The following is a 16,812-nucleotide window of genomic DNA, read 5'->3' as shown; positions in this document are numbered from 1 at the left end:
CCACGGTACGTCCGCCTCCCCTCAGCCGATCAGGGGGTTCACTGCGGAGCCTCGCAGTGGTAGCGGACGCCGGTCGTGCCCGGACCCGCACCACGGGGAACCACTCACTGCTCGTAGGAGTCCTCGTAGTCGGCACCACTGGTCAGCTCGCCGTCGCCGGGCTGCACGGGATGCTCGCCGGTGAGCGCGTCGATCCGCTCGCGCAGCCGTGCCACCTCCGCCGCGTTGTCCGGCTCGGGCAGGTCGCTCGGCGTGGTCTCGACGATGAGGGCGGCCGCGGCGTTCACGAGGAAGGTGGCATCGACCGTCCCGCCGTCCGCGCCGATCCCCGTGTACTCGACGGTGTCGGCCGCGCCCTTCGAGGCGAGGGCGACGGCGTACTCGACGAGCGCGTCGGCCGCCTCGTCCCCCACGAGGATCGTCTTGTCGGCGAAGAGGATGTGCTTCATGCCGTCCATGCTCGGCAGCGCCGGCTGCGTGGAGGGAGGAGGTTGACAGAGGACCGCCGCTGACGGAAGACCTGGACAGATCGAGCAGAGAATGGCAGGCCGGGTTGTCGGATCCCTCCGGTCTGCGGAAGGGTGGTGGCAACGGCGGGCGCCTGCCGGCCGGAGATCAGGGGCTGGAGACGCCGATGGGGAAGCTGCACTACGACGGGACCGTCGAGATCGATTTCGAGGACCGCGTGCTCGCGCACCTGCAGATCGTCATCACCGCGAAGCTGCGCCGCAACGAGTCGTTCCTGCTCAGCTGGCGCGACGACCACAGCATGGGCGACGGCCGCAGCGCGATCTGGATCCACCCCTCCCACGCGCTCCGCTACAAGTACTTCGGCGGCCGGATGCCCCGCATCAACCCCGCCTGGATCTCCGCGCTCACCGACCTCGCGAACTCCGCGGGCGGGCTGTACGTGATCTCGGAACCCGCCGAACCGGTGCGTCCCCCGGCGAAGGGCGACCAGCTGTGAAGCGCATCGACCTGATCTACAACGGCACCGCCTACACCGTCAACAACAGGAGCCTCGACGAGTTCCGCGCCGAGGTCGAGGCCGCCCTGGCCTCCCCGACCCCGCAGTGGCTGACCGTCAACTACGGCGAGGGTCGCGCGAACCCGGCGCTCCTCCTCATCACGCCGTACACCCCGCTGTCGATCATCACGAACGACTTCGACGAGCTCAACGCAGAGCACGAGTAGCGGCGGACCTCCGAGAGGTCAACCACGTCGTCCGGTCGATCCGCGCCCCGTACCGTCGGGCAGGACCTCGTCGACGTCGTGCGCGGACCCCGCACGGCGACACCCGATCGACACCTCCCGCGCCTCGGCGCACGACAACGGCCGCGGACACCCGGCCAGGAGCCGTGATGACAGATCCCGCCTTCGCCGTCCTCGACGACCTCATCGCCGCCCTCGAGCGTCCCGGCTCGATCGACCCCGGCCTGAGCCGCTCCGTCGCCGTGCAGGCCGCCGTCCTCCGGCTCCCGTCGCCCCGCACCATGCACCGTCCGCGCCCGACGAGCCGCTTCACGGGCCGTCGCCTCGTGCGCCCGGGCAGCGCAGCCAGGCGGGCTCCCGCGCGTCACCGCGTCGTGGTCCCCGCCGGTCCGGCGGAGCGTCGCTCCGAGCGGAGCCGACGGCTAAAATGGGCGCGGTGACCGACTCCGACGCTCTCTGCGACCCGTATCTGCGCGGGTATCCGATCGACGGCGTCGCGATCTCCACGCTCGGCAGCCCCTTCGGCGGCGAGACCGTCGCCGCGAGCGACAGCACCGCGAGCCGGCTGGACGAGATCCAGATCGACCTCGGCGAGGGCCCGTGCTGGGAGGCGATCCGCGCTGCCGGCCCCGTCTCGGTGCCGGACACCGGCGCGGAGGAGCGCTGGCCGCTCTTCACCGAGGCGATCGGCCCCACGGCGGTGCGCGCGGTCTTCGCCTTCCCGCTCTCGATCGCGGGGCTCTCGATCGGCGCGGTCGACCTCTACTCCCGCCGCCCCACGTCGCTCAGCGACTCCCTCCTCGGCCGGATCAGCGCCTCGACCACCGCGACGGCGCTGCTGGTGCTTGCCGCGGTGCTGCGCGACAACGAGGTCGAGGAGAGCACGAATCCGCGCTCGCGACGCGTGGTGCACCAGGCGACCGGCATGATCATCGCGCGCTACGGCAGCACGGCCGAGGAGGCGCAGCTGCTGCTGCGCGCCCACGCCTTCGCCCAGCAGCGCTCCGTCGTCGATGTCGCCTCCGGCATCGTGGCCCGGCACGACGGGTTCCCCGACCGCCCTCTCACCGCCCAGGACGACACATGGTGACGAACTCCCGCGAGCGCAGCGTCATCCAGACGTTCGTCGCCCTCTCCGACACACTGGTCGACGACTACGACGTCGTCGACTTCACCCAGACCCTCGTGGAGAGCAGCGCGACCCTCTTCGACGCCGTCTCGGCGGGGCTCGTCCTCGCCGACTCCACCGGCTCCCTCGAGGTGCTCGCCTCCACGGACGAGGACACCCGGCTGATCGAGCTGCTCCAGCTCGATAGCGGGTCGGGCCCGTGCATCCAGTGCTTCGAGACCGGGCGGCCGGTGATCGTCGAGGACGCCCGCGCCGTGGGCGAGGAGTGGGCGGAGTTCCGGACGCTGGCGGTAGAGCTCGACGTGCTCTCGGCGCACTGCGTGCCGATGCGCTCGGCGGGGACGACGATCGGCTCCCTCAACCTCTTCCAGGCCCGGCCGGGGCGGCTCGATCCTGACGACATCGCGGTCGTGCAGGCGTTCGCCGACGTCGCGACGATCGGGATCCTGCACCAGCGCGCGCTCCAGCAGAGCACGGTCACTCAGGAGCAGCTGCAGCACGCCCTCGACAGCCGGGTGCTGATCGAGCAGGCGAAGGGGATCCTCGCCTACGCCCACCGCACCACGGTCGAGCAGGCCTTCGAGGTGCTGCGGGTCCGCGCGCGAGCGACGTCGACCCCGATCACGACGCTCGCCCAGGAGATCATCCGCGACTACCGGCGCTGACGCTCCGCGCCCGCGGAGCAGGAGCAGGGCGGATCCGCGCCGGCGGCGCCGCGGCTCGGAGCTCAGTACTCGTTCTCGAGCTCCCACGTCGCGCGGGGGTCGACGTCCGAGGCGGGCACCGGACCGCCCGCGCCGTCGAGCGCGTCGAGGCGCTCGAGGATCTCGGCGCTCGACTCCGCCGCTGCGCCATCGCTGCCCGCGACGACCAGGGGGACGCCGAGCCCGACGGTGAGCGTCACGATGGAGGAGGGGGCCGAGTCGTCGGCGACGCTGACCGTGCTCATCCGGTGCCGCTGCGCGAGCGCGAGCGAGTAGCGGACGACGGCGTCGGCGGTCGCGTCGTCGAGGGAGAGGGAGCCACCGGTGTGGAAGAGCGTCGTCATGGTCAAGTCCTCGCAGGGCAGGCGGATGGGCATGGTTCCGTCACCGGGGGCCAGGATGCGGTGCGCTCACGCTACGCCCTGGGCGCTCGGGGGTGCAGGTCTTGCGCCGAAGCGCTCCCCTGTCGCATGGTTCGCTCTCGCCGCCGGAGCAATTCCCCCATGGCTCTGAGGCGGCTCACATGTTAACGTGAACACACGCGTCGGTCCCCTCGGCTCGGCGCATCCCTCCCCTGAAGGAAAGGTCTCGACGATGAGACGACGCTCCCCGGAGCCCCCTGCCGCCGCGCCTCGGCGCCGCGTGCGATCCCTCTTCCTCTCCGCTCTCGCCTGCACGAGCGTCGCCCTCACCGGCGCTCTCGTCCCCGTCTCGGCGCAGGCCGTCGACGTCCCGGCGCCCACCGCGCACTACGACATGTCCCACGCCGGCTCGGCCCTGCTCGACATCTCGGGCAACGGACGCAACGCCACCCTGACCGGCCTCACCGACGCGTCCTTCGCGAACGCCGGCGGCGACCAGGTCGCCCGGTTCAAGAACGACGGCTACGCGAGCCTGCCCCAGGGCCCGGTCACCGGAGCCGACAACGCGTTCGCCGTCGAGTACACGGTGAAGACGCAGACCACCGCCAACCAGTTCGGCTGGGTCATCGGCGACGGCGTCGGCCCGTGGAACACCACGCAGCTCGGCAACCACGTCTTCGTGAACCCGCGCAACCCCGACGGCTCGCCCAGCGGACAGGTCCTCGCGGGCATCCGCGTCAAGGAGCCCACCAGCAACGGCGAGACCCGCATGCCGTTCGGCGGCACGCTGAACCCCGGGTTCACGACGCTCACGCTCGTCGGCACCGGCACGGGGTCGAGCACCGTGCTGACCCTCTACCGCGACGGCACGCAGATCTCGACCGCGAACACCATGAAGTCGATGGCGAGCATCGTCCCGACCGGGTCCACGCTCGGCTACCTCGGCCGCTCGCTCTACTCCGGCGACGCGCTCGTGACCGCCGACGTCACCGACGTGAAGTTCTGGGACACCTCCCTCACCGCCGAGCAGGTCGCCTCGAGCATGCCGACCGCCGCGGCGAAGGCGTCCGCGACCTCCGCCCTGCTGCGCTCGGACATCCAGCCCGTCCTGCTGGCCGGCAACCCGTCGCTGACCCAGGTCTCCTCGAACCTGACGCTGCCCGCCTCCAGCAGCGGCGTCCCGCTCACCTGGACCTCCTCGAACAGCGCGGTCGTCTCGGCCACCGGCGTCGTCTCGCGCTCGATCGCGCAGAACACCCCGGTCACCCTGACGGCGACCACCGCCCAGGGCGCGACGATCGCCTTCGAGGTGGTCGTGCTCGCCCCGAGCATCAACGACGACCTCGACGCGCTGAAGCTCGCCACGCGCACCACCGAGAACCTCCCCCTCGCGGTGAAGGGCGCCCGGAACGGCACCGACATCACCTGGACCTCCTCGGACCCGGCCCTCGTCACGCCGACGAACACCTCCTACGGGGCTCCGGCGGTCGGCGCGGCCGACCCCTACCGCGGCGGCGGCGTGGTCACCCGGCCGGCCTACGGCTCCGGAGACAGGACCGTCACCCTCACCGCGACGGCCACCCTCAACGGCGTCACCGAGACGCGCGCCTTCACGCTGACGGTCGCCGAGCTCGGCCGCACCGCTCCCGACGCGGGCTACGCCTCGGCGTACTTCAAGTCGGACGGCGACGAGAAGATCTACCAGGCCGCGACCTCGGGCAACGACTTCTTCACCTTCTCGCCGGTCAACGGCGGCAAGGCGGTCATCACCTCGACGACCGACACGAAGGGCCTGCGCGACCCGTTCATCCTCCGCTCGCACAACGGCGACAAGTACTACATGGTCGCCACCGACCTCTGCATCTCCTGCGGCACCGGCTGGGGCGACGCCCAGTCCAAGGGCAGCCTGAAGATCGAGGTCTGGGAGTCGGCCGACCTGGTGCAGTGGACCCGCACCAACGGCGCCGACACCGGCATCACGGTGAACCAGCCGGCCGCCGGAATGACCTGGGCGCCCGAGGCGTACTGGGACGACGCCCTGCAGTCCTACGTCGTGTTCTTCTCCTCGCGCCTCTACTCCGACGCGACGAAGACCAACAGTGACAAGCTCTACTCCCGCGTCTTCTCCGTGATCACCCGCGACTTCCGCACGTTCACCGCTCCTCCCGCCACCTGGCAGGACACCGGCTACGCGCGGATCGACTCGACGATCACGAAGATCGGCGACTACTACTACCGCTTCACGAAGAACGAGGAGGGCGGCGCCGCCGGCACCCTCGAGGCCGGGAAGGACATCTTCCTCGAGAAGTCGAAGGTCCTGACCGCCGGGACGACCTCCTCGAACTGGAGCGCCGACCCGAACACCACCTGGCAGCTCACCGACACCCGGATGACCTCGCTCGAGACCGGCCAGGCCGGTGAGGGACCCGAGATCATCAAGCTGAACGCGGGCGACCCGAACGACACCACCGGCACGGGCGACGGCTACGCCTTCCTCGTCGACAACTACGGCGACGGCGGCTACAAGGCCTTCCTCACCTCCGGAGCGGCCATCGCCGGCAGCTCGCAGACGAACCGCCTCTCGCAGTCGGCCGACTGGAACGTCTCGCCCAAGAGCCGCGCCGGCCTCCCGGCCAGCCCGCGGCACGGCGCGTTCGTGAGCGTCCCGCAGACGGTCCTCACCGCCATGAAGAACTGGACCGGCGTCACCGCCGTCGACTCCACCACGACCCTCACCGCCGACGGCCGCACGGTCACGGCGACGGTCGCGGCGGCCGACAAGGGCGACGTCGTCGGCTCGGTCACCTTCACCGGCGGCTCGTGGACCTCGACCGTCCCGCTCTCCGGCGGCTCGGCGAGCGTCTCGGTCCCGGCGGGCGTGACCGGCGTCACGGCCTCCTACACCGGGTACGCGGACAAGCTGGTGCGCACGTCGGTCTCGGCCGCCGTCCCGCTGGACACCCTCGAGCTCGTCCCCGCCGTCGCCACGCGCTGCGTCGCCGGGAAGATCGTGCTCACCGCGACCGTGAAGAACACCGACACCGCTGCCGCGGACGTCACGATCGCCTCGGCCTACGGCTCGAAGTCGTTCACCGCGGTCGCTCCCGGATCGTCCGCCTCCGCCGCCTTCACCACCCGCCTGGCCTCGATGCCGGCCGGCACGGTGACGGTGACCGGATCGGCGACCGGCCAGCCCGCGTTCACCGCGACGGTCCCCGTGGCCGCCGCGCGCTGCTGACGCACTGACGACGAAGGGCCCCCTCCTGCGCTCGCGCGGAAGGGGGCCCTTCGTCGTTCCTGGGTCAGACGGTGGGAGCGAGCAGGTCCGCGTGGTGGGCGGCCGCCACGTTCGGGTGGGCCCGGAGCCGGTAGCGCAGCGCGTTCTCGCCGTAGGTCTCGAGGATCGGCGCGTTCGTCGGGTCGACCGAGAGGCCGGACTTGAGCTCCTCGGGCAGCGGGAGCGAGGGCATGGTGGCCGAGAGCGCGGGATTGAAGAAGAACGGGATCGAGATCCGGTCCGTTCCGATCAGCGGCGAGATCACGCGGTGCAGCGTGGCCTTGAGGTAGCCGCCCGTGGCGAGCTCCAGCATCTCGCCGATGTTGACGACGAACGCGCCCTCCATCGCGGGTGCCTCGATCCACGAGCCGTCGTGCTCGACCTGCAGGCCGCCCTTGCCGGGCTCGACCAGCAGCAGCGTCAGCACGCCGCCGTCGCGGTGCGCGCCCACGCCCTGCTTGGGCTCCGGGTCGGAGGTGCCCGGGTAGCGGACGACCTTCACCAGCGAGAACGGCCGCTCGGCGAACGCCTCGTCGAACACGTCCTCCGGGGCGTCGAGCGCGACGGCCCAGGTGCGCAGCAGCCGGATGGCGACCGCAGCGAGCTCCGCGTGCCAGCGCTCGAAGACCTCGCGGAACTCCGGCAGCGCCTCGGGCCAGAGGTTCGGCCCCTCGAGGCGCTCGTAGTCGGCGACGCCGGGCCCGGCGGGAACGGCCGGTCGGTCGATGCCGATGTCGACCTGCTCGCGGTAGTCGACGTCGCCGTTGGTGAGCTCGGCGCCGAAGCGGGTGTAGCCGCGGAACTGCGGGCTGAGGGTGTTCTCGATCGCGAGCTTCTCCTCCTCCGGCAGGTCGAAGAAGCGGCGGGAGACGGCGACGACGTCGTCGAGGAGGTCCTGGGGCACGCCGTGGCCGACGAGGTAGAAGAATCCCACGTCGTGCGTGGTCTCCCGGAGGTCGCGGCGGAAGGCGGCGGCCTCCGCCTCCCCCTGGTCGAGGCGGGACAGGTCGAGGATCGGCAGGGAATCGGTCATGCACCGACTCTCGCGCACGAACCTGCACAGCAGTCGATTGTTACGACAACCAAAACGGCGGGCCCCGCCACGGCGCGGAAGAGGGTTCCTCCGCGCCGCGACCGGGCCCGCCGTGAGCGCCGAGTGTTACGGCGTGGGCATGCCGCCGTTGACGTGCAGCGTCTCGCCGACGACGTAGCTCGACTCCGGGGAGGCGAGGAACACGTAGGCGGGAGCGAGCTCGGCCGGCTGGCCCCAGCGTCCGAGCGGCGTCTGCGAGCCGACCTCGGGCAGCTTGTCGGACGGCTGGCCGCCCGCGGTCTGCAGCGGCGTCCAGATCGGGCCCGGGGCGACGACGTTCACGCGGATCCCCTTGGGCGCGAGCTGCTGCGCGAGCGCCTTCGAGAACGTGTTGATCGTGGCCTTCGTGCTGGCGTAGTCGACCAGCATCGGCGACGGCTGGTAGGCCTGGATCGACGAGGTGCTGATGATCGCGGAGCCCGGGGCGAGGTGCGGCACGGCCGCCTTCGTCATCCAGAACATCGCGTAGACGTTGGTCTTGAAGGTCTCGTCGAACTGCTCGTCCGAGAGCTCGAGGAAGTCCTCGACGTGCTGCTGCTTGCCCGCGTTGTTGACGAGGATGTCGAGTCCGCCCAGGCCCTCGACGGCCTTCGCGACGGCGCCCACCGCGAAGTCGTGGTCGGTGATGTCGCCGGGGATGGCGACGGCGGTGCGGCCGGCCTCCTCGATCAGCGCGACGACCTTCTTCGCGTCCGACTCCTCCTCGGGGAGGTAGACGATCGCGACGTCGGCGCCCTCGCGGGCGTAGGCGATGGCGACGGCCGCGCCGATGCCCGAGTCGCCTCCGGTGACGAGCGCCTTGCGCCCGGTCAGGCGGCCGGAGCCGCGGTAGCTCGACTCGCCGCGGTCGGCGGGGTCGTCCATCTTCGAGTCGAGGCCGGAGCCCTCCTGGTACTGGGCCTCCGTGTCGATGTCGGCGAACATCGCGGTCGGGTCTTGGAACGTGTACTGGTCGTTCTGCGGAGTCTGGTCGTTCTGCGAGGTCATGTCTCGACGCTAGGCGCGCGGGATCGGCGGCCGCGCGTGCTTGACAGCCCCGATCCGCCAGGACACAAGAGGTCTTCAGGAGCCGCGAGGCTTCCCGGATCGGGGAGAATGGTGCGGTGACCCGCGACGACTCCCTGTCCTTCGACACCACGGCGCCGCTGCCCGGCTGGCAGCACGCCTACTCCGGCAAGGTGCGCGACCTCTACACCCCCGACGACGCCGACCCCGTGCTCGGCGCCGACCGCATGCTCGTCGTCGCCAGCGACCGGGTCAGCGCGTACGACGCGGTCCTCGAGCCCGGAATCCCCGGCAAGGGCGAGCTGCTGACCACGCTCTCCCTCTGGTGGTTCGCGCAGCTCTCCGACGTCCCCAACCATCTGATCCCGGGCGCGATCCCCGAGGCGGTCCGCGGCCGGTCGATGCTGGTGAAGACGCTCGACATGTTCCCGATCGAGTGCGTCGTGCGCGGCTACCTCTCCGGCAGCGGCTGGAAGGAGTACCGGGAGACGGGCTCCGTCTGCGGCGTCCCGCTCCCCGAGGGCCTCCAGGACGGCGACGCGCTCCCCGAGCCGATCTACACCCCGGCCTGGAAGGCCCCGCAGGGCGAGCACGACGAGAACATCACCTTCGAGCGCACGGTCGAGATCGTCGGGGAGGAGGCCGCAGAGGCGCTGCGCACCCTCTCGCTCGCCGTCTTCCGCGAGGCGTCCACCATCGCCCTGGCCCGCGGCGTGCTGCTGGCCGACACGAAGTTCGAGTTCGGGGTCGACCGCGGGACCGGAGTCGTCACCCTCGGCGACGAGGTCCTCACGAGCGACTCCTCCCGCTACTGGGACGCCGACGACTACGACGCCGGCATCCGCGGCCGCTCGTTCGACAAGCAGATCGTGCGCGACTGGCTCTCCGACAACTGGGACGGCCAGGGCCTCCCGCCGACCCTCCCGTCCGAGATCGTCGAGCGCACGGCCGCGCGCTACCGCGAGCTCATCGAGCGTCTCACGCGCTGAGGCACCGGAACGACCTGTGGACGATCACCACCCTCGAGTCCGGTTGGAGGCCCGCGGCGAGGATCCGGACGAGGCGCGGCACAGCCTTGCGCGGCTCTACAACGGCGACGAGTGGCGCGCCGCCACCACCGCGGCCGACTTCAGCTACCGCTACGCGGCCATCGGCGACGGCGGGATGACCCTCCGCACCTCGCGGATGTCCGGGCGCCTCGCGGGCGGCGTGGGCGACTCGGACGACGTCGTCGTGCAGTGGATCGTGGGCGGCTCCGGCCGGATCGACGTCGGCCGCGCCTCGATCGCGATGGAGGAGAACCGTCCCGTCCTCTTCCCCGTCGGCCGGCCGTTCGCCTTCGACTACGTCGACTTCGACCAGCGCCTGGTGCACCTCGACCGGGGAGTGGTCGACCGGGTCGCCGCCGAGCGCGGCCTCGTCGGCTCCCTCGTCTTCGACTCCGAGCACCGCCCCGACGCCGCGGCGATCCGCCGCTGGCGCACGGCCGTCGCCGACTCCGCCCGCGCGCTGCGCAGCGAGCGCGTCGAGCCGCTGCTCTGGGACGAGCTCACCCGTGCCACGGCCTCCGCGCTGCTCGACCTCTACCCTCCGGAGTCCGCTCCGGTCCCGCCCGAGCTCCTCGCCCCCCGGAACGCGCGGGTCCGCACGGCCGTCGAGTACGTGCACGCCCACTGCAGCGAGCCGATCGGCCCCGCCGAGATGGCGGCGGCGTCGGGCCTGACCGTCCGGGGCCTGCAGTCCGCGTTCCAGCGGGTGCTCGGGATGCGCCCGATCGCCTACCTGCGCTTGGTGCGGCTCGACCGCGCCCGAGTGGAGCTGGCGGCGAGCCCGCCCCACGGGACGACGGTCGCCGCCGTCGCCCGGCACTGGGGCTTCGGGAACGCGGGCCGCTTCAGCGCGGCCTATTCCGAGCGGTTCGGCGAGTCGCCGAGCGCCACCCTGCAGAGCTGATCAGTCGACGAGCTCGGGCGGCGGCTGCCCCTCGAGGATGCGGCTGAGGCCGTCGAGCAGCACCGCGACGGTCGCGGCCTCCGACTCGGGCACCTTCGCGACCATCGCGCGGATCTGCTCGTAGGTCGGGTCGTCGGTCCCGATGATGGCCGTCTGCGCGCGCTTTGTCAGGCAGAGGATGCGGCCGCGGCCGTCGGACGGGTCGGGAGTGCGGTTCACGTAGCCGGCACGGGCGAGGCGGTCGACGAGGAGGGAGACGGCCGCCGTCGTGATCGACAGGGCTGCGGCCAGGTCGACGGCGCGGACGATCTCGTCGCGCTGCTCCCCGACCCCGATCAGCCGCAGAGCCGCGAGATCCGTGGCTCCGATGCCGAGGCGCCGCTCCACGCGGCCGTCGTAGTCGCGCTCCGCGGTGCGCAATCGCGTGAGCAGAGCGAACAGGTCTGGCCGAGCGTCCATCGAGGTGCACCTTCCGAGCGGCAGGTGCCCCGGACGGGAACTCGCTGTCCCCATCGAACCACTTCTCCGGCGATCGGACGGCGTGTGTCCCGAAAGCGCAGTCGGCGCCGAGACTGTTAGTCAACCGACTTAGCAATACCTAGTGTCGACGGTGCGGCACGCCTTCCGTGCGCCGCCGACGGCGAGGAGGTGCGCGCGATGGGACGACTGCTCTACGGCGCACCCGCCAGCTCGCACTCCTTCGAGGACCGCGCCCTGGCCCACCTCCAGACCGTGATCACCTCCCGGTTCCGCCGCGGCGAGGGCTTCCTCCTCACGACCGAGGACGCCGAGGGCCGCCGGTCCGAGCTGTGGCTGCACCCCGGCATCCCCACCCGCTACGAGTACGACGGCACCGCCGCGATCGATCTGAACCCGCACTGGCTGCGCGAGCTCTCGAACGCCTCGAACGGCCGCCTCGGCCTCCACCTCCTCCCCGAAACCTCGTCGCCCGACGACCTCTCCGTGAAGAAGATCCCCGCATGAGCGACCACAACGGCACACTGTTCCGGCGCGGAGGCACCGTCCGCTTCGTCCGCTGGATCTCCTCCCGCGACGGCGGCTGGGCCCCCGAGATCGTGCAGGGGCGCTACCTCGAGCGCGACGACCGCGGCTGGCTGGTCGAGATCGAGGGCACCCCGACGGTGCTCGCGAAGGACGACTGGGCCGTCTACCGCTGACCGGCCGTGCGCTCGGCGTACTGTTGAGCAGGTGCGTTCTCGTGATCGCCGCGGCATCACCTCGGCTCCCCTCCTCCTGACGACCATCGGAACGACGAGCCTCGTCTTCCTCTGCGCGTTCGAGTCGCTCGCCGTGACGACGATCATGCCGATCGTCAGCGCCGACCTCGACGGCCGCGCCCTCTACCCCCTGGCCTTCGCGGCGACGCTCGCCGCCGCCGTGGTCGGGATGGTCGCGGCCGGCTCCTCGGCCGACCGCCGCGGCCCGACGCCGTCGCTCGTGGTCGCGATCCTGCTCTTCACCCTGGGTCTCGTCGCCGCGGGTGCCGCGCAGTCGATGCCGGTCTTCGTGGCGGCCCGCCTGCTGCAGGGGCTGGGCAGCGGAGGGATCACCGTCACCCTCTACGTGCTCGTCGCGCGGGTCTACCCGAGCGAGCTGCATCCGAGGATCTTCGGCGCCTTCGCCGCGGCCTGGGTCGTGCCGTCGCTGGTGGGGCCGCTGGTGGCCGGAATCGTCGCCGAGCTCGCGAGCTGGCACTGGGTCTTCTTCGGAGTCGTCGCCCTGGTGGCCCTCGCGAGCGCCGCGATCGCGCCGACGCTCCGCTCGCTCGAGCCGCGCGAGCGCCTCCCCTTCGATCGCCGGGCCGTCGGCCGCATCGCCCGCGCCGTGGTCGTCTCGGCCGGAGTCGTCGTGCTGAGCACGAGCGCCGAGCTCGCGCCCGACCTCGCCGGGCTCCTGGCCGCGGCCGCCGTGGTGGTCGTGGTCGTGGCGGTTCGCGCGCTCCTGCCCGCGGGCACGCTGCGCGCCCGGGGCGTCCTGCCGTCGGTGATCCTCCTCCGCGCCCTCGTCGCCGCGGCGTTCTTCGGCACCGAGGTCTACCTGCCGCTGCTGCTCTCGGAGCAGTACGGCCTGCCACCCTGGCTCTCGGGCGCCATGCTCACCGCGGGCGCCGTCTCCTGGGCTCTCGGCTCGAACCTCCAGGGACGCCCGGGCACCCGCCTCAGCCACGGCGGAGCGATGCGGCTCGGCACGTCGCTCGTGCTCGCCGGCATCGGAGTCGTGCTGCTCGTCACGGTGCTCGCCCTCAGCCCGATCGTCGCGGGCGTGGGCTGGTTCCTGGCCGGCGGCGGCATGGGCACGATGTTCCCGCGGATGGGGACGATGACGCTCGCGCTCTCCGCTCCGGGCCGGGAGGGCTTCAACAGCTCGGCCCTGCAGATCGCCGACTCGACCGGCGCCTCGGTCTCCCTCGCGCTGACGGGCCTCCTCGCGGCGGCGGTCACCGGCCTGATCGGGGCCGGGACCGGGGTCTTCGCCGCGACCTTCTCGTACGCCGCGCTGATCGCGATCGTCGCGGTCGGTCTGGCCGGCCGGCTCGACGGGCTCCTGCGCCGCGAGGGACGCCGGGAGCCCGCCGAGCAGGCTCAGCTGTAGAGCGACTCCGGCACGTCGAGGCCGTAGATCGCGCGGCCGGACGACCAGATCACCGAGCAGGCGGCCCGGAGCAGATCGGTCGCGTCGTCGCCGGCGTCCACGATCACCACGGAGTCGCCGTCGAGGCGGACCTTGGCGCCGCGGACGGCGTGCGTGCCGTTCCGCGAGACCGTCGTCGCCGGGTAGGGCAGGTGCAGCTCGCGAAGGTCGCCGAGGATGTACGTCGGCCGGAGCTTGGGCTCCGCCGCGAGGAGCTGCTTGGCCCGGTCGATCCCGGTGAGCACATGGGCGCTCTCCATGTCGGCGCCGTTCGCGCCGGCGATGTCGGTGTCGAGCCGGTCGCCGAGGAACAGCGGGTTCGTCGAGCCGAAGCGCGCGGTCGCCGCGTCGAAGATGGCCCGCTCGGGCTTGCCCGCGACGACCGGGAGCCGGCCGACCGCGGTGTGCACGGCCGAGACGAGGGTCCCGTTGCCCGGGGCGATGCCGCGCGCGACGGGGATCGTCCAGTCGGTGTTCGTCGCGACCCACGGGATCCCCGTGTGGAGCGCGAACGAGGCCTCGGCCAGCTGCTCCCAGCCGACGGTGGGCGCGAAGCCCTGGATGACCGCCGCCGGCGAGTCCTCCGCGCTGCGCGTCACGGTGAACCCGGCGCGCTCGACCTCGGAGGTGAGGCCCTCCGCCCCGACGACGAGGATCGTCGAGCCGGCCGGCACCAGGTCGGCGAGCAGCACGACCGCCGCCTGCGGGGAGGTGACGACGTCCTCGGGCCGGACGCTCAGCCCCAGCTCGGAGAGGTGCCCGGCGACGGAGGCGTCCGTGCGGGAGGCGTTGTTGGTGATGTAGCCGACCCGCAGCGTCTCGGCCGCGCGGTTGAGGCTCTCCACCGCGAAGGGGATCGCGTCGGCACCCTTGTAGACGACCCCGTCGAGGTCGGCCAGGACGGAGTCGCGGCCGTCGAGGGGAGTGGGCTCAGTCCTGCTGCTGCGGAACATCGGCGTCCTCCTCGGTGGTGCCGGCGGATTCGACCGACTCGTCGGCGGTCGGGTCAGCCGAGTCGAGAGCCTCATCCGGGTCCGTCTCGGCGAGATCGTCGGACTCGAGGGACTCGTCCGCGAAGGTCGGCTCGTCCGTGTCGACGAGGTCGGCGTCGGCGTCAGCGCTCGCGTCGGCGTCGTCCGCGTCCGCGTCGTCGTCGTCGTCGATCTCCTCGGACACAGTCCGGTGGACCTCGTCCTCGTCCGCGTCGTCGACGGCGGTCGGGCCGTCCTCGTCGTCCAGGTAGTCGTCCGCGTCGTCGACCGCGGTCCCTTCCTCGGCGCGATCGGGAGCGGACGTGGCGTCGGCCGACTCGTGCTCCTCCTCGATCACCTCGATCGTCTCGTCGTCACCGCCGCCCTCGGCCGCGAAGACGGCCTGCGCCGCGATGTCGGCGCGACGCTGCCACTCGGCCGCCTCCTCGGAGCGGCCGACCTCCTCGAGGACGAGCGAGTAGGCGGCGAAGAGATCCGGGCTGTACGAGAACGCGCGGTCCGGGTCCAGCTGCGGGATCTCGAGCTCCATGAGAGCGAGCTCCGCCTGGCCGAGGTCGAGGCGGGCGCCGGACATGGCGATGGCCAGCGACACCTGCGCGCCGGGGCTCAGCGTGGTGCGGTCGATCGACCGTCCCAGCTCGAGCGCCTTGTCGGGTCGGCCGACGCCGCGCTCGGAGTCGACCATCAGCGGCACCTGCTCGTCCGAGCCGGAGATCCGACGGAAGGTCCGCAGCTCGCGCAGCGCCAGGGCGAAGTCGCCCGTCGCGTACGCCGAGATGGCCAGCGACTCGCGGACCACGGCGATGCGTCCCGCGCGGCGGGCCGCCGAGAGCACGTGGCGGTGCGCCAGCTCGGGGTCCTCCTCGAGGAGGCGGCCGGCCATCACCAGGTGACGGGCGACCCATTCGGCGTTGTCCTTCGAGAGCGTGCGCAGCTCGTTGCGGGCGACCTTGTCGAGGTCCTTGGCCTGCACGTCGTCCGGAAGGTCCGGGTCGTCGTGGCGCGGGCGCACCGACTGGAGGGAGCGCCGCTCGCGCTCCTCCTCGGTGAGCTCCGGCTCCTCGCGGGGGCCGCCGCGTCCGCCGCCGAAGCCCTCGCGTCCGCGTCCGCCACCCTGGCGGTCTCCGCCGCCCCGACGATCGTCCGACCACGGCCGGCTTCCCCCGTCGCGCGATCCACCGCGGAACGGAGGACGGGAGTCCCCGTCACGCTGCGGACGGGAGTCGCCGCCACCACGGTACGAAGGGCGGGAGTCCCCATCCCGCTGCGGACGCGAGTCCCCACCTCCACGGTAAGGAGGCCGGGAGTCCCCGTCACGCTGGGGACGCGAGTCGCCACCGCGATAGGGAGGACGAGAGTCGCCGTCTCGCTGCGGACGCGAGTCGCCACCGCGATAGGGAGGACGCGAGTCACCGTCCCGCTGCGGACGGGAATCCCCACCTCCACGGTAAGGAGGACGGGAGTCCCCATCCCGCTGAGGACGGGAATCCCCACCCCCGCGGTAAGGAGGACGAGAGCCACTGTCACGCTGCGGACGAGAGTCGCCGCCACCGCGGTACGGAGGACGCGAGTCACCATCACGCTGCGGACGCGAGTCGCCGCCACCGCGATAAGGAGGACGAGAGTCCCCATCGCGCTGTGGACGGGAATCCCCACCACCACGGTAAGGAGGACGAGAGTCGCCGTCTCGCTGCGGACGAGAGTCGCCACCGCGATAAGGAGGACGAAAGTCCCCATCGCGCTGCGGACGGGAATCCCCACCACCGCGGTAAGGAGGACGCGAGTCACCATCACGCTGCGGACGCGAATCCCCACCGCCACGGTAAGGAGGCCGGGAGTCCCCGTCACGCTGCGGACGCGAATCCCCACCGCCACGGTAAGGAGGACGGGAGTCCCCATCACGCTGCGGACGGGAGTCCCCATCACGCTGCGGACGGGAATCGCCACCACCGCGGTAAGGAGGACGCGAATCACCATCACGCTGCGGACGGGAATCGCCACCGCCACGATAGGGAGGACGAGCATCACCGTCGCGGCGGGGGCGGGAATCGCCCGAGCCGCCGCGATCGTTCGAGGAGCGGCCGGGGCCGCCGGCGCGAGGCGGCCGCTCGTCACGACGTCCGGAGTCCCGGTCGTTGCGGTCGGATCCTGAGTCGTCCATGCTTTCCTCGCCTGTCGTGGTGATGCTCTGTGGAGTTGACCCGCCCGAGGGCGGGGAGGACGGCCGTAACCGTCGCACCACCCTAACCCGCACCGCGCTCCAGTGAGCAGCGGGGATCCGAGGTGGTGGTTAAACAGCGATGGCCACCCATTTCTGGGTGGCCATCGTGAATGGTGTCCGGCGGTGTCCTACTCTCCCACAGGGTCCCCCCTGCAGTACCATCGGCGCTGAGAGTCTTAGCTTCCGGGTTCGGAATGTGACCGGGCGTTTCC

Annotated in this window: 19 protein-coding genes and 1 rRNA gene; 12 read left to right on the top strand and 8 right to left on the bottom strand. The window is 71.8% G+C overall.

What is annotated here, in order from left to right; all coding sequences use genetic code 11:
- Nucleotides 1–104: 104 nt before the first annotated feature.
- On the bottom strand, nucleotides 105–449 hold the full coding sequence (locus C5C39_RS14510) for a hypothetical protein (protein ID WP_104326059.1): 345 nt from the start codon (nucleotides 447–449) through the stop codon (nucleotides 105–107).
- Between the two features lie 185 nt (nucleotides 450–634).
- Between C5C39_RS14510 and C5C39_RS14505 the strand changes: the two genes are divergently transcribed.
- From C5C39_RS14505 to C5C39_RS14485, 5 genes are all read left to right on the top strand, one after another.
- Nucleotides 635–967, top strand: coding sequence for an ATP-dependent DNA ligase (locus tag C5C39_RS14505; RefSeq protein ID WP_104223784.1), 333 nt, complete (start codon nucleotides 635–637; stop codon nucleotides 965–967).
- A complete protein-coding gene (locus C5C39_RS14500; RefSeq protein WP_104250777.1) occupies nucleotides 964–1,194 on the top strand; it encodes a hypothetical protein in 231 nt (76 codons plus the stop codon). Before C5C39_RS14505 ends, C5C39_RS14500 begins: the two co-directional genes overlap by 4 nt.
- Before the next feature lie 167 nt (nucleotides 1,195–1,361).
- On the top strand, nucleotides 1,362–1,652 hold the full coding sequence (locus C5C39_RS14495; protein ID WP_104233816.1) for a hypothetical protein: 291 nt from the start codon (nucleotides 1,362–1,364) through the stop codon (nucleotides 1,650–1,652).
- Nucleotides 1,649–2,302: a GAF and ANTAR domain-containing protein gene (locus tag C5C39_RS14490; RefSeq protein WP_104351715.1), complete on the top strand. Its 654-nt coding sequence runs from the start codon at nucleotides 1,649–1,651 to the stop codon at nucleotides 2,300–2,302. Before C5C39_RS14495 ends, C5C39_RS14490 begins: the two co-directional genes overlap by 4 nt.
- The gene (locus tag C5C39_RS14485; protein WP_104239019.1) at nucleotides 2,296–3,006 is read left to right on the top strand and encodes a GAF and ANTAR domain-containing protein; all 711 of its coding nucleotides are present in this window, start codon (nucleotides 2,296–2,298) and stop codon (nucleotides 3,004–3,006) included. The genes C5C39_RS14490 and C5C39_RS14485 overlap by 7 nt, the downstream gene beginning before the upstream one ends.
- A gap of 62 nt (nucleotides 3,007–3,068) precedes the next feature.
- Here the strand turns inward: C5C39_RS14485 and C5C39_RS14480 are convergent, their stop codons facing one another.
- Nucleotides 3,069–3,389: a hypothetical protein gene (locus C5C39_RS14480; RefSeq protein ID WP_104353699.1), complete on the bottom strand. Its 321-nt coding sequence runs from the start codon at nucleotides 3,387–3,389 to the stop codon at nucleotides 3,069–3,071.
- Nucleotides 3,390–3,687: 298 nt separating this feature from the next.
- Here C5C39_RS14480 and C5C39_RS14475 point away from each other — a divergent pair, with 298 nt between their 5' ends.
- A complete protein-coding gene (locus C5C39_RS14475) occupies nucleotides 3,688–6,645 on the top strand; it encodes an immunoglobulin-like domain-containing protein (protein WP_258075850.1) in 2,958 nt (985 codons plus the stop codon).
- 64 nt (nucleotides 6,646–6,709) lie between these two features.
- On the opposite strand, the gene C5C39_RS14470 is transcribed toward C5C39_RS14475, so the two are convergent.
- Nucleotides 6,710–7,717 carry an isopenicillin N synthase family oxygenase gene (locus C5C39_RS14470; RefSeq protein ID WP_104223790.1) on the bottom strand — a complete coding sequence of 336 codons (1,008 nt, stop codon included), beginning with the start codon at nucleotides 7,715–7,717 and terminating at the stop codon, nucleotides 6,710–6,712.
- Between the two features lie 126 nt (nucleotides 7,718–7,843).
- The gene (locus C5C39_RS14465; protein WP_104295690.1) at nucleotides 7,844–8,764 is read right to left on the bottom strand and encodes a glucose 1-dehydrogenase; all 921 of its coding nucleotides are present in this window, start codon (nucleotides 8,762–8,764) and stop codon (nucleotides 7,844–7,846) included.
- 116 nt (nucleotides 8,765–8,880) lie between these two features.
- Here C5C39_RS14465 and C5C39_RS14460 point away from each other — a divergent pair, with 116 nt between their 5' ends.
- Entirely contained in the window at nucleotides 8,881–9,771 is an 891-nt protein-coding gene (locus tag C5C39_RS14460; RefSeq protein ID WP_258059453.1) for a phosphoribosylaminoimidazolesuccinocarboxamide synthase, read from the top strand.
- A 43-nt stretch (nucleotides 9,772–9,814) separates the two neighbouring features.
- A complete protein-coding gene (locus C5C39_RS14455) occupies nucleotides 9,815–10,735 on the top strand; it encodes an AraC family transcriptional regulator (RefSeq protein WP_104353698.1) in 921 nt (306 codons plus the stop codon).
- On the opposite strand, the gene C5C39_RS14450 is transcribed toward C5C39_RS14455, so the two are convergent.
- Entirely contained in the window at nucleotides 10,736–11,194 is a 459-nt protein-coding gene (locus tag C5C39_RS14450) for a MarR family winged helix-turn-helix transcriptional regulator (protein WP_181135764.1), read from the bottom strand.
- 198 nt (nucleotides 11,195–11,392) lie between these two features.
- Between C5C39_RS14450 and C5C39_RS14445 the strand changes: the two genes are divergently transcribed.
- Genes C5C39_RS14445 through C5C39_RS14435 form a run of 3 tightly spaced genes read left to right on the top strand, consistent with a single transcriptional unit; the run spans nucleotide 11,393 to nucleotide 13,348 of the window.
- The gene (locus C5C39_RS14445; protein WP_104346214.1) at nucleotides 11,393–11,719 is read left to right on the top strand and encodes a hypothetical protein; all 327 of its coding nucleotides are present in this window, start codon (nucleotides 11,393–11,395) and stop codon (nucleotides 11,717–11,719) included.
- Nucleotides 11,716–11,913, top strand: a complete 198-nt coding sequence (locus tag C5C39_RS14440; protein WP_068256013.1) for a hypothetical protein — start codon at nucleotides 11,716–11,718, stop codon at nucleotides 11,911–11,913. Before C5C39_RS14445 ends, C5C39_RS14440 begins: the two co-directional genes overlap by 4 nt.
- A 31-nt stretch (nucleotides 11,914–11,944) precedes the next feature.
- Nucleotides 11,945–13,348, top strand: coding sequence for an MFS transporter (locus tag C5C39_RS14435; RefSeq protein ID WP_258075849.1), 1,404 nt, complete (start codon nucleotides 11,945–11,947; stop codon nucleotides 13,346–13,348).
- Here the strand turns inward: C5C39_RS14435 and C5C39_RS14430 are convergent.
- Together C5C39_RS14430 and C5C39_RS14425 are read right to left on the bottom strand one after the other, a co-directional pair.
- Complete coding sequence (locus tag C5C39_RS14430; protein ID WP_104226795.1) at nucleotides 13,339–14,340, bottom strand: HAD-IIA family hydrolase; 1,002 nt, start codon at nucleotides 14,338–14,340, stop codon at nucleotides 13,339–13,341. The two genes, C5C39_RS14435 and C5C39_RS14430, sit on opposite strands and share 10 nt — an antisense overlap.
- Nucleotides 14,318–15,391 (bottom strand): hypothetical protein, encoded by a 1,074-nt coding sequence (locus tag C5C39_RS14425; protein ID WP_258075848.1) that lies wholly within the window; start codon nucleotides 15,389–15,391, stop codon nucleotides 14,318–14,320. Before C5C39_RS14425 ends, C5C39_RS14430 begins: the two co-directional genes overlap by 23 nt.
- Between C5C39_RS14425 and C5C39_RS17315 the strand changes: the two genes are divergently transcribed.
- Nucleotides 15,377–16,531 (top strand): hypothetical protein, encoded by a 1,155-nt coding sequence (locus tag C5C39_RS17315; protein WP_146083950.1) that lies wholly within the window; start codon nucleotides 15,377–15,379, stop codon nucleotides 16,529–16,531. The genes C5C39_RS14425 and C5C39_RS17315 overlap by 15 nt on opposite strands.
- 184 nt (nucleotides 16,532–16,715) lie before the next feature.
- On the opposite strand, the gene rrf is transcribed toward C5C39_RS17315, so the two are convergent.
- Nucleotides 16,716–16,812, bottom strand: a 5S ribosomal RNA gene (rrf, locus tag C5C39_RS14415); the annotation flags it as partial.

Source organism: Rathayibacter sp. AY1F3, from assembly GCF_002931975.1.
Taxonomy (GTDB): Bacteria; Actinomycetota; Actinomycetes; order Actinomycetales; family Microbacteriaceae; genus Rathayibacter.
Note: the sequence above shows the minus strand (reverse complement) of the source record. Positions and strands in the feature narration are given on the sequence as shown.